This is a genomic window from Paenibacillus sp. CFBP 13594 (genome assembly GCF_014842675.1).
In the GTDB taxonomy this organism is placed as follows: Bacteria; Bacillota; Bacilli; order Paenibacillales; family Paenibacillaceae; genus Paenibacillus; species Paenibacillus amylolyticus_B.
Window position 1 is genome coordinate 381,663 of the sequence record NZ_JACYVQ010000004.1, and the last position, 15,094, is coordinate 396,756.

At 45.3% G+C, this 15,094-nt stretch carries 12 protein-coding genes; 6 read left to right on the forward strand and 6 right to left on the reverse strand.

The window, feature by feature from the left end:
• Nucleotides 1–69: 69 nt before the first annotated feature.
• Both IFU39_RS15435 and IFU39_RS15440 read left to right on the forward strand, forming a co-directional pair.
• Nucleotides 70–1,983 (forward strand): AraC family transcriptional regulator, encoded by a 1,914-nt coding sequence (locus tag IFU39_RS15435; protein ID WP_192133496.1) that lies wholly within the window; start codon nt 70–72, stop codon nt 1,981–1,983.
• Nucleotides 1,984–2,707: 724 nt separating this feature from the next.
• A complete protein-coding gene (locus tag IFU39_RS15440; RefSeq protein ID WP_192133498.1) occupies nt 2,708–4,951 on the forward strand; it encodes a carboxylesterase/lipase family protein in 2,244 nt (747 codons plus the stop codon).
• 509 nt (nt 4,952–5,460) lie between these two features.
• On the opposite strand, the gene IFU39_RS15445 is transcribed toward IFU39_RS15440, so the two are convergent.
• The gene (locus tag IFU39_RS15445) at nt 5,461–7,047 is read right to left on the reverse strand and encodes a choice-of-anchor I domain-containing protein (protein WP_192133500.1); all 1,587 of its coding nucleotides are present in this window, start codon (nt 7,045–7,047) and stop codon (nt 5,461–5,463) included.
• A 243-nt stretch (nt 7,048–7,290) separates the two neighbouring features.
• On the opposite strand from IFU39_RS15445, the gene IFU39_RS15450 reads away from it, so the two are divergent.
• The 3 genes from IFU39_RS15450 to IFU39_RS15460 all read left to right on the forward strand — a co-directional run bounded on the left by IFU39_RS15450 (nt 7,291) and on the right by IFU39_RS15460 (nt 10,199).
• A complete protein-coding gene (locus tag IFU39_RS15450; RefSeq protein ID WP_091013614.1) occupies nt 7,291–8,250 on the forward strand; it encodes a helix-turn-helix transcriptional regulator in 960 nt (319 codons plus the stop codon).
• Between the two features lie 111 nt (nt 8,251–8,361).
• On the forward strand, nt 8,362–9,564 hold the full coding sequence (locus tag IFU39_RS15455; RefSeq protein ID WP_192133502.1) for an MFS transporter: 1,203 nt from the start codon (nt 8,362–8,364) through the stop codon (nt 9,562–9,564).
• A gap of 191 nt (nt 9,565–9,755) precedes the next feature.
• Complete coding sequence (locus IFU39_RS15460) at nt 9,756–10,199, forward strand: Hsp20/alpha crystallin family protein (protein ID WP_192133504.1); 444 nt, start codon at nt 9,756–9,758, stop codon at nt 10,197–10,199.
• An 80-nt stretch (nt 10,200–10,279) separates the two neighbouring features.
• Here IFU39_RS15460 and IFU39_RS15465 read toward each other — a convergent pair whose 3' ends face one another.
• The 5 genes from IFU39_RS15465 to IFU39_RS15485 are packed head-to-tail and all read right to left on the reverse strand — an operon-like array spanning nt 10,280 to nt 14,046.
• On the reverse strand, nt 10,280–10,927 hold the full coding sequence (locus IFU39_RS15465; RefSeq protein ID WP_192133506.1) for an Imm50 family immunity protein: 648 nt from the start codon (nt 10,925–10,927) through the stop codon (nt 10,280–10,282).
• 53 nt (nt 10,928–10,980) lie between these two features.
• Nucleotides 10,981–11,538, reverse strand: coding sequence for a DUF1697 domain-containing protein (locus IFU39_RS15470; RefSeq protein ID WP_105599872.1), 558 nt, complete (start codon nt 11,536–11,538; stop codon nt 10,981–10,983).
• Between the two features lie 34 nt (nt 11,539–11,572).
• Complete coding sequence (locus tag IFU39_RS15475; protein WP_192133508.1) at nt 11,573–12,223, reverse strand: hypothetical protein; 651 nt, start codon at nt 12,221–12,223, stop codon at nt 11,573–11,575.
• Between the two features lie 46 nt (nt 12,224–12,269).
• Complete coding sequence (locus IFU39_RS15480; protein WP_091013628.1) at nt 12,270–12,839, reverse strand: TetR/AcrR family transcriptional regulator; 570 nt, start codon at nt 12,837–12,839, stop codon at nt 12,270–12,272.
• Nucleotides 12,832–14,046 carry an MFS transporter gene (locus IFU39_RS15485; RefSeq protein ID WP_091013631.1) on the reverse strand — a complete coding sequence of 405 codons (1,215 nt, stop codon included), beginning with the start codon at nt 14,044–14,046 and terminating at the stop codon, nt 12,832–12,834. The genes IFU39_RS15480 and IFU39_RS15485 overlap by 8 nt, the downstream gene beginning before the upstream one ends.
• Before the next feature lie 218 nt (nt 14,047–14,264).
• On the opposite strand from IFU39_RS15485, the gene IFU39_RS15490 reads away from it, so the two are divergent.
• Nucleotides 14,265–15,071, forward strand: coding sequence for an alpha/beta fold hydrolase (locus IFU39_RS15490; protein ID WP_192133511.1), 807 nt, complete (start codon nt 14,265–14,267; stop codon nt 15,069–15,071).
• The last annotated feature ends 23 nt before the right edge of the window (nt 15,072–15,094 follow it).

Consider the following 15,094-nt stretch of genomic DNA (forward strand, 5'->3'; position numbering starts at 1 on the left):
TGTATGTTAAGGAGAAAATCGGGCTAGGGAATGCCCCTCGTCTAATGATCGGCTTTGAGGTGGTTTGTAATGAAAGGATGGTCAGAAGCCATTCAGTGGTGGAATAAAAATCAGGTGAAGCTCATGGACATTCGTCATCTGGTCTTGAAGCCGGGACAGGTTCTTAAGCCTTATGTTTTGCCAGCCCATGCTTTTTTGCTGATGGTCAGAGGAGAAGCCATTGTTCATTTGGGTAAAGAAAAGCTCAGGTCCAACCAGACGCAGGTTCTGCATGTTGGCAAAGGCACAACTATACATATCCATTGTCTGGATCTCCCCTTGGAATATTATCTTATTTTATATAAACCCCAGCCAAGCTCCACTGGTACCGACCCGTCGAGAGTAGAAAACGTACAACAAGAGTATGAATTTTCCCCGCAGCAGTATTATTTTGCAGCAACATATCCGCTGTTGCTAATTCCCATAATGGAGAGAATGCATGAATGCTGGGCAAGCAGCGAAGAATTGGACAGGTTGCAGGTTACAGGACTGTTGTATCAGTTTGTATACGAACAGTTTCGTCAATGGAAGCAGGCGAGTGATCAGGTAGCTGATCCTCCAGAATTAGCCGAGCAGATTGCAGCATACATTCAGGAGCACTACGCACATCCAGTGTCCATGGAGGATATGGCGGCCCAATTTCATTACAGCAGTCATTATCTGGCACGGGTATTCAAGCGAAAATTCGGTTGCAGTCCGATGGAATACGTCATCCAAACCCGGATGAACCAAGCCAAAGTATTGCTAACAGAGACAGAGGCTCAGATTCGTGATGTGGCTGAGAGCGTCGGATATAAAGATTTGTACTACTTTAGCCGAATCTTCAAACGAATGATGGGAGAAACTCCTGCTCAATATAAAATGCACAGTCATCTGTTTAAAGGTTCAAATCGTACTAATAAGAAGTCGGAATCGTTCATTGCTGGAGAACTCACACAACGCTATATTGATAATAACGATAATCATTATCAATACAACACTTGGAGCGTGAATGACTTGAATGTTCGTTTTAAGCCTACTTTGGCGGTCAGTTTATTATTTAGTTTATCCCTGCTATTAGCAGCCTGCGGGGGAGGAGCTGATCCACAGTCAACAGCAAATGAAGATGCTTCACTGCCTGCAACCAAAATGTATACCGACGCATCGGGGAGAACGGTTGAGATTCCAGCTCAATCTGCCAAACCGGTTGTGATCACATATGGTGGTTATTTGCTGCCACTCGGAATGAAGCCGGCGGGTGCCAACAAGGAAACACTGGATCTGTACCCGGAAGAGATGGCTAATGTGCCGGATATCGGATCAGGAACGGGGAACGTAGAAGTCGTCTCGGATCTGGAGCCAGATCTGATCATCGTACCTGATTATACAAGCACGGAAGTGATCGGCACCTATGAGAAAATTGCACCCACGATTACGGTAGCCTGGGGCGGTGACCCGGATGTGATCAACACCCTGAGAACGATGGGTGAGATTATGGATCGGAAAGAGGAAGCAGAGCGATGGATTGCTACCTTTGAAGATAAATTGAAGGGGATTCGGGATGAACTGAACATCAATATTGAACCGGGCACCACGGCCATGTCCTTTGTCATCTACAATAAGGAGGTATTACTTGGGGGAGAAGGTGGCACATTGGGCAAGCTGATATACCAGGATTTCGGATTTGATATGCCTGAACAGTACAAAGCCTATGCAGATGGTGGAACCGTGCTTTCATTGGAGAAGCTGGCGGATAAGCCTGCAGACTACTTCTTCACCCAGATGGAAGATGAAGAGATGGAGCAGATGACTGAACTGTTCAAGGAGCCGGTGTATCAGAGTATTCCTGCGATCAAAAATCATCGGATCATTAATGTTTCTCGCAACTATTGGAATTATGGACCTTATCTGGTTGACAAGGGGCTGGATAGCCTGATTGAGCAAGTGAGCAAGCTACAGGAATAAAGAACATAACATTCTACAAGTTTGACGCGAATCACGTCATATCAGAGCAGGTCATAGGTGAATGCGCCTATGGCCTGTTTTGTTATGTCGGCGGTTCTGTATGATTAAAGCTTACAACCGCTGGGCGCAGCGACCGCCATGCTTAATATTTATGGGCTTCTAGCTAGGCAGATACCCGAATCAATGTAGATTCCGATTCGATATGATATGGAACTTGCAGAGCTTGTTTTTAATGTTACCCTTTCAGAGATATATATTGACGATTAAAAAAAGATATTGCGAACGCTTACATTATGTGCTAACATCACCATAACAACAGGATTGTAACCGTGTTTAGGGCAATACCTGTTTCAGTTCATTCGTTGGTTCTTTGTTCATCAAACGATTGATTGCGTTTACATTATCATATGGAATGAACCTCATTCCTCAGGGTTGTTACTGATTGCAGGCAAAACCTGAATTGAGGGCAGTAGACCACGCTAAAGCGATGTCTGTTTGCCTTCGGTTCAGGTTTTTTTATATAAAAAAATGCCTGATGGCATTACCGCAAGCGCCGTAGCAGATATTTCGAGCAGAAAGGAGCGCAGCAGATTTAATTTTTCATAAATAGAGATATAGACTCATCCAGACATTGGAATACTGATTCTTAGATACGCATTTCAACTGAACATTTCCAATGAAATTATCCCATCACACACCATTCGACAGCGAGGAGATTTATGACATGAAAACCATTAAACGTTCGATTGCCGTGGCAACAATTCTGGGGTTATGTGTATCCGCTCTACCAGCTTATGCAGCAGGCAATACAGGACCTTCTTCTTCAGCAGCGATGGACAAGCTGATCCAATCCGAGCTTATTCGCGGTAGCGGTCAAGGTGTTAATGCAGCTTATCTGAACAAAAAGGCAACACGCATTCAGGCCGCAGTACTTTACTTGCGTTTGTCCGGATTGGAGAAAGAAGCACTCGCTTATCAGGGATCGGAAACGTATGACGATGCGGCTCAGGCGGGCAAAGTATTACAACCGGTCGTTGGTTACTTGAAGCAGCATCCATATGTGTCTGAGATCGTAACAGGAACGGAGAAGTTTGAACCTAATGCACCCCTTACAGCGGAAGGTTATGCCGAGATGCTGCTGAAGGTGCTTGGATATGAAGCAGGTACGGATTATGAGCAGGGAGCGGCTTCCACCTATGCGGCTGGGAAAGGAATCATGGCGCTTCAAGGGAAGGGAGCGAGTCAACTTACCAATCGCCTGATGGCAGAGGCAACCGCACAGGCTTTGCAGATACAGCTCAAGAATGGCAGTGGAACTTTGGAGCAGAGTTGGTTGAAACATAAAGAAGCTGGGTCGTTCAAACCTCAAACGGTGCAACAGACCAAGTATGGCGCGATTGATGGCAAAACCTATGAGCAATATGGCACGCTCGGCTGGCTTGGTGTTCCTTACGCGGCACCTCCGGTAGGGGAACTGCGCTGGAAAGCCCCGCAAGAACCAGAAGCATGGACAGGAACCAGATCGGCTAAGGAATTTGCAGCGAACAGCTTGCAGATCTCCGGCAAGACTACAGCAGGAAGCGAGGATTCGCTGTATCTCAATATCTGGCGTCCCGACACAACCAGTTCGAAACTTCCGGTTATGGTGTTCCTGCACGGCGGCGGGAATATGACCGGATCAGGTAAAGATTTTCAAGGTGAACAGCTTGCACGGAGCACCAACAGCATTATCATCTCAGTGAATTACCGTTTGGGAGCCCTTGGATTCTTCGAGAATGCAGCACTGAAAACAGGCAATGCCCTGGATGACTCAGGTAACTATGGTCTGCTCGATGCATTCCGTGCACTAGAGTGGGTACAGGATAATATCGAAGGGTTTGGCGGAGACACAGGCAATGTTACATTAGCCGGACAATCTGCTGGTGCACGTGATGTGCTGGCAACTCTGATCTCGCCACTTAGCAAAGGACTGTATCAAAAAGCAGTTGCTTTCAGCGGAGGATTGACGACAGCATCACCGGAAGAAGGCGAGCAAAAATCCGAGGATGTACTTGTGAAGCTACTCGTGCAAGAGGGAAAAGCGGCTAACGCAGAAGAAGCAAAAGCATGGATTGGTAAACAATCTCAGGCACAGCTGGAGAGTTACCTGCGTGCACTGCCTGCGGACAAGTTGGTCACAGCGTTTGGTGCAACGGCAATCCGTATGGACCCATTCCCGCATCTGTTCCGTGATGGCACAGTGATTCCAAAAGAAGGATTTGACGCCATCAATAATGGCAATTATAAGAAAGTTCCAGTATTGCTCGGCAGCCTGGAAACGGAGTTCTCCGGATTTGCCTTCGGTGATCCAAACTTCTCTCCATCCATCACGGATGAAACTCTGTTTACTGACAAAACCAAGGCGGAACAATATGATGCTGCGTTGAAATACGGAAGCGAAGCTTATGCAGGCTTTAATGCAGAGCGTGTAGCGGAGCAATTGACAAATGAAGCAGGTCAGCCACCGGTATATGCGTATCGTTTTGCATGGGGTACACAACCTGGGGTCATCTCTGAGCGTTTGCTCACGTTACTGGGCGCACCACATGGTGCGGATATGGACTTCTATACAGGACACGCAGACGGAATTGCTGCCTATTTCCCTGATGGGTACTTTAGCGATACAAACAAACCAGGACGTGATCAGTTGTCCGCCGCGATGGCAGCATATCTGAAGCAGTTCCTGTACACAGGCAATCCAGGTACGGGTGGATCACCTGATCTAACGGCATGGACACCTTGGACGAAAAATGCCCAAGCCCCAATCATGCGTCTGGATGCAAGTAATACAACCGCAGAGATTGGCATGTCCACACAATATAATCAAGGCAAAGACGCCGTTATGGCAAAGATGAAAAAAGAATTGCCTGAAGAAACGTATAAACTGTTGACGGAAAAAGTGTTCGCAGGTCGTTTTTTCTGGGAATAAGGATCACCGGATAGGAAGGTATATATAGATAAAAGGTATATAGATAAATTGAAAGCCAAGGGAGCATATTCTCTTGGCTTTTTATACTGTTCGTTATACTTAAATATGGTATTGTTGTAAATATAAATTAATAAGATGTGGGAAAGGGGAAAACGTACATTATGGATGGAGTTAGTAATTTTGGTATTGCAGGTATTATAACGCTATTAATTTTCTTTATTATGATTGGTCTTATATTATATTTGGTTTTCTATCTTGTGATGAAGAGGTCTGGTGTCAAAGAGGAAGTATCCGCATTAAGGATGGAAGTACGAGTATTACAAGAGGAAGTCGAGCGGAACAGGCGGGAATTGGAAAATATAAAATCTCGATAACCTTTGCAGCATTTTATGTGGGTACATGGAATAGTGCGTTCAATAGTATGAGAGGATAGGGGCTTCATCGCCCCTTCCTACTCAATACAAAGTGAAAATGTTCATTTCAGTCTTTACATACCGAGTGCACTCGAACTATTTCTTGGCAAAAAAACTAAGCGTTCCGGTGCTTTCATCTGCACTTACAAACAGGCTGCGTCCGTTAACACGATGAATTCCTTCTGGTGATTCTCCTGCTGTAGGGATCAGACCCAAGTAGTCCGGATTGACCGGATCAGCAAGATCGAAGAACAGAATGGCATCTGCCCTTTCGGAAGCTACGGCTGCATACGTAGTGCCGTCCACAGTAGCAACGGTCAGATTCTCCACTTCGCTGCCTTTGTTGGGACTGCGATCATCTGGATACAAGCCAACCATAGCGGTTGCCTTGTCAATGAGGTTCTGGCTATCGTACATCCGCTGGCCTTGCAGATCCCAGACAGCAATATTGCGTCCGCCCGCTTTTACACCATCCTCAAATTCATTCTTGCCCAAGTCCCCTTCATTAGCTGTCAGCAGGTATTTACCATCTGCCGAGAAAGCAATTCCATCCGGTTCATAACGAGCGGTCAACGTCTCTTTAAACTGAACGATACCATCATCTTTCAGATCTGCTTGATGTGAAGTGGTACCCAGAGCGAAGATTGAGCTAATTTTTTTTGTCTCCAGATCTACAATGGCAACGACATTGTTTTCCTGTAACGTAATGGCTGCTGTTTTACTATCTGGACTAATGGCAACATACTCCGGTTGTGGATCATGCGGATAGATGGCGCCTTCTACCTTGTCCAAAGAGACCGGCAAGTTGGTGATTTCACCCTCCAATACGTTCCCGCCAGCAAAAGATACAACCATAATGCTACCCGGACGTTTGGTGTTGGCATAGTCAATTTCATCCGCAGCTTTATTCAGCTCTTCATCCTCTATCGCGATAACCGCATGCAGACCGTCAGGTGACAGTGCAATGGAGTCGGGACCAATGCCGAGTTCATACGTTTTGACGGTTTTGTAGGTTGTCAGATCCACAATGGCAAGCAACCCTTTGTTTGCTTCACTATCTGTATCCCCTGTACGAATAATAGCAAGACCGTATTTACCATCTTTGGACACCGTTACGCTTGTGACTTCAGCTTTGGCGGAGAGGTCATGGAAGCTGACTGTCTTCAGGACGTTGATGTTTTTCAAGTCAGCAATATCCAGTATGGCAATGCTACCATTGTCTGCTTCGGTTACGAGCAGGCGCTGTCCATCTGGCGTAGAGGCTGATATTTCTGCTTTGCCCCCAGGCATCTGAAAGGATGCGGTCTGTTCAAAACCGCTTTTATTTTGTTTCAGGATCAGTTGATCCTTAATTAATTTTAGCGTTTGGGAAGATACATACGTTGTACCTTTGGTGATGTAACTTTTACTGTCCAAAGGAGTTTTCACACCGTTGATGGTGGCTGAAGACGTTCCTATTGGAAGTTGTACTTTAGTATCTGCGATCTGGATATCAACGCTGCGACTGCTTCCGTTCCATGTGACCGTACCCTGCATATTTTGGATGGCTGTACGCAGTACGACATGATTATTGGTAGTTTTAGTTACGTCAGCAGCATGAATCATGGATGTGTAGCTGGTTGCTCCTGCGGTAAGAATAGCAGTCATCGACAGAACGGCAAGCCATTGATTTCTCTTTTTCAATGTTCCAGATCCCCTTTATCGTTTCGTGTGTAATGAGTTGTGCAATTGTTTTAGTATAGGGAGCTAATGTTAAGGTGAGGTAAGAGAAGTCTGCGATTTGTGTAAAAGGTTATACGTGACCTTCATATATATAGGACTGGTCGAACGGGAGAAAATACGCTAGAATTAATTGAGAATCATTATCAATTAATTCGGACTTTCTTTACTGATGAGTCTGATCAAGATATAGGCGAGGTGAATACCATGCGCATGGATGATGCATTAGGCGTAGTATATCAGCATTACCTGACCCAGGAACCTTACAGTCAGCAAGATGAACACACGTATCTGCTCTCTCCCAAGGCGGGTAGCGGTAAGGTCAAAAGAGTGACAACATACAGTGGCATTGAGATTTTATATTCCCAGGTTGAATATCTTCAGCCTTATCCTACGTATTTTGCGTCCGAGACACCCATTGTGGAATTGCAATTTGCCTTGTCAGGAGAGCGACATGTGGATATATCCGGTCAGGATTATTCATTATCGCTTGGGCAAGGGGCCCTTATTTTTATGCATGATTTCGAAGCGTGGTTTCATCCTCCGGCAAGGGAGCTGTATACGTCCTTTTCGCTGGGGATTCCGGTTTCTCTGTTCAATTATGCTGCGGCACAACTGGGTGGTTTCAAGTCGATTGCGTTTAATCAGGTGTTGGGACGAAAAGTGTTCAGGCCGATTGTATTTCAATTGGATAACCGGATACGAACGATGATCGACAGTTTGATTGTGGAATTAAACAACAGTTATCGATCATCCTTAATGATGGAAGCGACAGCCTTGGAGATCTTGAATCGATTTATGATCCAACTGTTTGATCTGGCGCCAATCCCCGCGGGATTCTCCAGAGAGGACATCCGGAAGTTACATACGGCACGGGAGATTATGGAGGCCTGTATGGTAGATCCTCCATCTTTGCTAGCATTGTCCAGACAAGTAGGTCTTAACGATTTTAAATTAAAAAAAGGATTCAAGGCACTTTTCGGAAGCACGGTCTTCGAATATTTGCGTCAGGTTCGTCTCGACAACGCCATGAAGCTGCTGCGCAATCAGAATAACAACGTCACCGAGGCCGCGATTGCGGTCGGTTACAGCAATGTCAGTGCCTTTTCGCAGCAATTTTATCGCAAATTCGGCGTGAAGCCCTCAGAGATGAAAAAGATTTATTAATAAATCCGTCTTGGCGTGAATTGTTCCGTATGGAGGCAGTGGGGATTCTTTCCGCCTTGTATACTCCAGGTACAGTGGATACTGTACTGAAATATAGAGGAGTGTATGAGCATGAACCGAATCAGAGGAAGTATTTTTTTTAGCGTATTTGCAGCCATGTTGGGTCTGATGCTAATTGCACCCATTATGCCGCCGCTTATTCGCGAGTTGGGCATGAAAGAAAGCCATTCCGGTCTTATTATCTCACTTGGTTCCATTATGATGGCTGTTATGGCTCCGGTGTGGGGCAGATGGAGTGATATAAGAGGAAGAAAACCAGTCATATTGATTGGATTTATAGGTATGTCTGTGAGCTGTGCATTATTTGCACTGGCATTGTATGGGGGATTAAATGCATGGATCGGAGGGGGCGTATTGTTAACCCTTCTGATTGTGACGCGCAGTCTGATCGGCATGTTCATTCCGGCGGTGCTGTCTTCTGCCCAAGCCTATATGGGTGATGTGACAGAAGGTGAAGAGCGGGGAAGCGGGATGGCGATTATCAGTGCTGCGAATGGACTTGGCCTTGTATTCGGACCAGCGATTGCAGGAGCTTTTACACTTATCGGTCTGCTCTGGCCGCTTTATTTTGGCATTTTTATAGCGATCGCTGCGTTTATTATTGCCTTGCTGTTAATCCCGTCAGCCAAACCGGTCATTCAGGCAAAACCGCCTAAAGTAAACCCGTTCCAACGTGGATTACGAATGTACCTTGCTGCCGGCTTAGTCACGATGATGGGTATCATGACACTACAGGTTGTCGGGGGATTTTATTTTCAGGATCAACTGGCTCTATCCTCAGCGGCGACTGCCCGAATGGTTTCGTTTGGACTCATGTTATCTGGAGCAGCGATGTTGATCATGCAGGTCATTCAGATGAAATGGTTGAAATGGCAGCCACGCCCAATGATTTTGCTCGGATCCCTTTTTCTGATCGCAAGCATGATCCTTTTTTTGGTCTTTAATGTGTTATCCATGTATTATTTCTCGTTTTTCCTGTTTGGCATGGGTTCGGGTCTGATGATGCCGGGGTTCATGGCAGGTGCTTCGCTGGCAGTTAGCAAAGAACAGCAGGGAGGTGCAGCGGGATTGGTAGCAGCGATTCAGGGGATATCCGCCGTCATTACGCCTTTACTTACAACGACACTTTATCAGGTGGACAAACATGTTCCATTTATGCTCGTAGCTGTTCTGGTTGTCTTGCTGGCAATCATGATGATGGGAATGCGGAAGAATGAATCCAATACTGTAACGGAGCCCATTCATTCGTTATAGTCAGATAAAGTCAGAAGATCAAATAAGGTCAAAATAAAAGAAAAAAGGATCTATTTTAAAATAGTGAACCATGGTGAAAGAAAATCGGTTTTTTTCGTCTTTTACGGACTTTGAGCCTTATTTGCACGGGTATTATAATAATCAATGTAAGCAACACCAATAAACCAACCACACAAAAGGAGCTGATTTTCATGTTTGATCTGATTCCGTTTCGTAAACGAAATGAAGACCCGTTCGGACACATGTTGAAATCCTTCAATGACATGGTTGAGAACTCATTCCTCTCCCCTTTTGGAACTGGCTCCCAGCCATTCCGGACCGACATTCGTGAGGAAGAAGACAAATATTTGGTAGAAGCCGAGCTTCCGGGCATTGCCAAAGAGGATATAGACATTCAGGTTCAAGGTAATGAATTGATTATTCGTGCCAAACGCAATGATATAGTGGAGCAGAAGGATGACTCCAATCGGATCATTCGGCAGGAACGCCGATCCGGCGAATTTATCCGGCGTTTCTATGTAGATCATATTGATGAGGAGCACATTAAGGCCAAATTGGAAGAAGGTGTGCTGAAGCTCGAAATTCCGAAACGTCCTGGTGATGATCAATCTCGCAGACGCATTCAGATTGACTAAACCAGATGCAACATGTGTAGCTGAAGAAGTTGAGCTATCCCTTCATGTTGTCCCATGAAGGGATTTTTTACATAACCGGGTTAATGGAATTGAATATGAATTGTGCTGCATAGGAATGTAGCGGAGAAGCCGGATACGGCATCCAAGTTAACACGAATCTGATCGGCTGCATAAGTGAAACTTAGCTGTAAACAAACGTTAGATGCCTCCATAGGGGAGAACAACTCTTGCTGAATATGTTCAAAATGGAAGTGCACCTGCTGTTCCGATTCCTGATCAGCATTATGCGTTAGCACAAGAGAGAGGGATTGTATATTTTGGACTGTTTCCAGCTGCACATCCGTAATTTCGTCATAATGGAAGGGAGGGAAATAGCCCAGAGTTTCGATTACATGCTGCGCTCCGAGAATGGAAGCCAAAGGAGAAAATTCGCGTTCCAACCTCCGAATATCCATTAACTGTGCCTCGTACTGAGGACTTGTATAGAGCAGGAGAGAGTCTGGTTCGCATTCCACGACTGTTCCGATAAAAGCAGCCCAGTTCGCGGTACCTTCCTCACCAACGGTAACAAGCAGTCGATCTTGAGCAAGCAAGTCGATTGCCCTATTGGTATGGAATTTCACTCGAAAACCTTGTCCCTGTATCTGCCAGGGAGTCTGGGGTGCATACCAGAAAGGTTCCCGCTCTACGGATCGGACGCTGACATTTAATGTCCATGCTCTGTTCATTAGACTACCTCCAATTGCCACAAGCTGCGTGGCATCATCTCCACCTGTCTGTATTATTTCTCTGCTGCTGCTTGCATCAGGGCATATATCTTACGTGTGGTATTCACATTTCTAACCGTCATATAAGCATAGACTTTGGAACCCACAAGCTTGTTCATGCCACTTTTGGATGCATCTTCTCTGCTGACTGAGTATAAAATCGCTCCGGGAACATAGATCAGTGTGCCGATTTCCGGTTTGATGGGCAGTTGGTCCAGCACAGAGGGCTCATTGATCTCATCCCAAAGGAACATCACATCACTTTTGGCGGTGTCATCATTAACCCATTCTTCTGGCAGCGCCTGAATAACGCTATGGATTTCATCCATATTCCGCACCATTACCCTGATCTGTAAGCCAAAATCGGCAGCGATGGCCTGTTCTAACACATGGGATATCTCCACATTCGCATTGGCACGTTCCTGATGATCGGCAAAAATAATATTGCCAGAGTTGATGTAGGTAACAACATCCAGCATGCCTGCTTGTTCAAACGTTTCTTTCAGCTGCTTCATATTGATTTTATTGTTCCCGCCTACATTAATGCCTCGTAGCAAAGCCACATAGATCATATGGGCACCCCTCCAATTCCTTCAATTCACCGTTTTAACAAAAGGACAGATATTCGAAAAGATGAGCAGTATACTCTTCTCCCAACAAATCTTGCAATAAAGGTTCCACTTGCTCCAGATACTCGGGCTTGGTTTCATAGGTTTCTTCATCTTTTACTTCTCCGGCATAGGTGCGCGCCGCTTCAATCAGGATGGCTAGTGCACTGAAAAAGTCTGACAGCGAATCAGCAACACGGTTTGGTTCTCCACCTGTAAAAGCGGCATATACGGGAGAGTTTGGTGCTTCCACATCTACAATTAACGGATCATCGTTAAAGTTTGCGATGACGACGTGATTTTTTGGCCAAGTGGAGGACTCCTCATAAGGTTCATTCATGCCAATCCAGCGGAAACCCAGTTGCTGCCGAAGCAGATGTTCAGGTGCGACAAAGGAGATCAGCGCTGCATCACCGATTTCGACGGCGGCATTTTTCATTTTGAGTGTACCTTCCGCATCAGCATCCATCATTTCATAATGACTGTACAGATACTGAAGTTCTGGAGAAAGAGGTATTCGTGTATCCACTTCCGGCTGGTGATGTTGTTCGCGGGGACGCAGATCATGATTTTTGAAAAGTCCATAAGCTTCATTATATAAATCCTGCTGTTCCACAAAACGGCTTAGGGCCGCATCCAGTTGTTGCATTCTGTCTGATTCCTCCTACTTGTGTAGTCTGATCGTAATTGATCCGTTAACGCTGGATGCCTGACCAGAAGACATTCCAGGTGATTGCCAAAGCTTGTTCATAGGATTGCCGTGTCTCATACACGAGCTGTACATCCAATCCATCCATCACGGTGACAAAAGCTACGGTGGCTTCTTCCGGACTCAGGCGTATATCAGGATGTCTGGTAAATACGGCTGCCAGCTCTTTCTTCAGTGTCCCGAGGTACGTTCGATACTGGGCCAGTACAAAATCATGCACCTCCAGTGGTGTGATAAAGGACAGGATATACATAAAAGCGACGTTTGGATGAGTCAGAAAACGATTTTTGTGTTCATGCAAAAAGGCATATAGCTGCTGATCCAGAGCATGGGTTTGGGTAACAGAGTCGCTGAAAAATTGGCGTACAAACTGTTGTTCCTCCTGCACAACTTCCTCATATAACTCCAGCAATAATGCTTTCTTGGATGAATAGTGATAAGCCAGGGATTGCTTGCGAATGCCTGCCTCTTCGGCAATCTGCGCCATCTTGGTCCCCTCGTAACCCAGACGATTAAAATGTTGAATGGCAATTTCCTTGATTCGTTTTTTACTCAATGTCTACCTCCAGTTGGCGAGCGGTATACCTCTGCTGTTTTTGGGAGTATACCAAATATAACAAGATATATACCACAAAAATACCTATAGAGATAGCATACACCACCGTATAGGAAAATGCAGAAGCCACCACGCCCAGGATCAACGAACCACCGCCAATTCCGAGGTCAAAGAAGTTAAAGAAGGAAGCCATCGCACTTTCGTGCTCATGTTCATCTACAAGATTCACACACCAGGTCTGAATCGCCGGGAATATGGCACCAAAACCAAAGCCGTATAACGCGCCGGCGATCAGGAATTGCACATTACTCTGGGCGATAATCAGAACCAGTAGTCCCGCGATTGCAAACACGGCAGAAGGTAACAACACGGAACCTGGTCCCCATCGATCAAACATTTTCCCCGAGAACAGTCGAACGGCGAAGCTGGCGATGGCAACGATGAAGAAAAACCAGGCTATATTCTCGAATCCTCTTTCGGCAGCAAATAAAGCCACAAAGGACATGATTGAACCCGCTGCAATACCAACAAGCATAATGAGGAGAGAAGGGAAGAGTACCTTCTTTTCAATCAGTTTCACCGAAGGTACATGAGTTTGCATGGACTCGCTACTACCTCCTGTTTTCGGCTTTCTGGAGACAAACACTGTCATCAGGAGAGCTAACAGCAAAATGCACATACCTCCCATAAACAGGCTCTGGTAGTCGTACCTAAACAACAGGCTTGTTCCAATCAAAGGACCGATGGATATGGCGACCGTCTCCCCTACGCCGAAATACCCCATACCTTCTCCCCGGCGATCTCTTGGTATGTTTTCAGTGGCAATCGTTGCAAAATATGTCGTTGCCAAACCAAATCCGAATCCGTGGATCACTCGAAATATAAGAATCATCCAAATACCTGACGATAGGTAGTATGCACCTGTCATTAATGCACAGATAGTGATGCCGATAATTAACAGATATTTTTTATCTATTCGAGATGCCAAAACAGAAGTGAAGGGTCGAATCAAGATGGCAGAGAACATAAATACGCCGGTAACAAGCCCAATTTGGGAGGCTTCGCCACCAAGACTTGAGACAAACAAAGGCAAGGTGGGAAGCAACATTTCAAATGCCATAAACAATAATGCGTTGGCTAACATGATGAAAATAAATGATCTTCCCCAGAGTTGCTGAGGTGTAGGACTGAATGTTGAAGTACTCATGGTTTTCCTCCGTAATGTTGATCTCTGTCGCGCGACATGTTGAACTGATTTTACCTGACGGTAGTCAGATTGTAAAGCGCACATTCAGAGCAGGGGTTCATTATTTTTTGGTGGGTGAGAGAAGTATTAATAATTTTTAATTCATATCCCAACATTTTCCGGTATAATAACCAGATAAAATGATTCAAGTGAATACTACCTCGGAGAGGTGATATGCAATGACGGTTAATATACTTGTAAGAAATAATGTTAAGGTACTTGGCTCGGGTAGCCAAACGATTGTATTTGCTCATGGTTTTGGATGTGATCAGGATATGTGGCGTTACATTATTCCAGGTTTTATGGAGAACTACCGTGTGGTGTTGTTTGATTATGTTGGATCTGGCGAATCTCAAATTAACTATTATGATGCTGTCAAATATAGCAACCTTCAAGGATACGCTCAGGATGTGCTGGAAATTATGGAAGCGCTTGAGCTAAAGGACACCATATTTGTCGGGCATTCCGTCAGCAGTATGATTGGTATGCTGGCATCCATTCAGAAACCCAAATATTTCAAAAAAATTATAATGTTAGGGCCCTCCCCACGTTACGTGAATGATCTGCCGAATTATTATGGAGGTTTTGATCGGAATGATATCGATGAATTACTTGAGATGATGCAGATGAATTTTATTGGGTGGGCGAGTTATTTGGCACCCATTGTGATGAACAATCCAGAACGGAAAGAGCTGACGGAAGAATTGGAGAAAAGCTTCTGCTCCAGAGATCCGCATATTGCAAGACAATTTGCCGAAGTGACGTTTTTATCTGACTGTCGTATTGATCTGGAGCAGGCAACTGTGCCAACATTGATTCTTCAGTGCTCGGATGACAGCATTGCCCCGGTAGAAGTAGGGGATTATTTACACGCTCATCTGAAGAATAGCAGGTTGCAACAGATGACGGCCAAGGGACATTATCCGCATCTAAGTCAACCGGAAGAAACCATCCGAATGATTAAGGATTATTTAACGAGCGCATAAAACGCGGAAGAAAGGCAGTTATT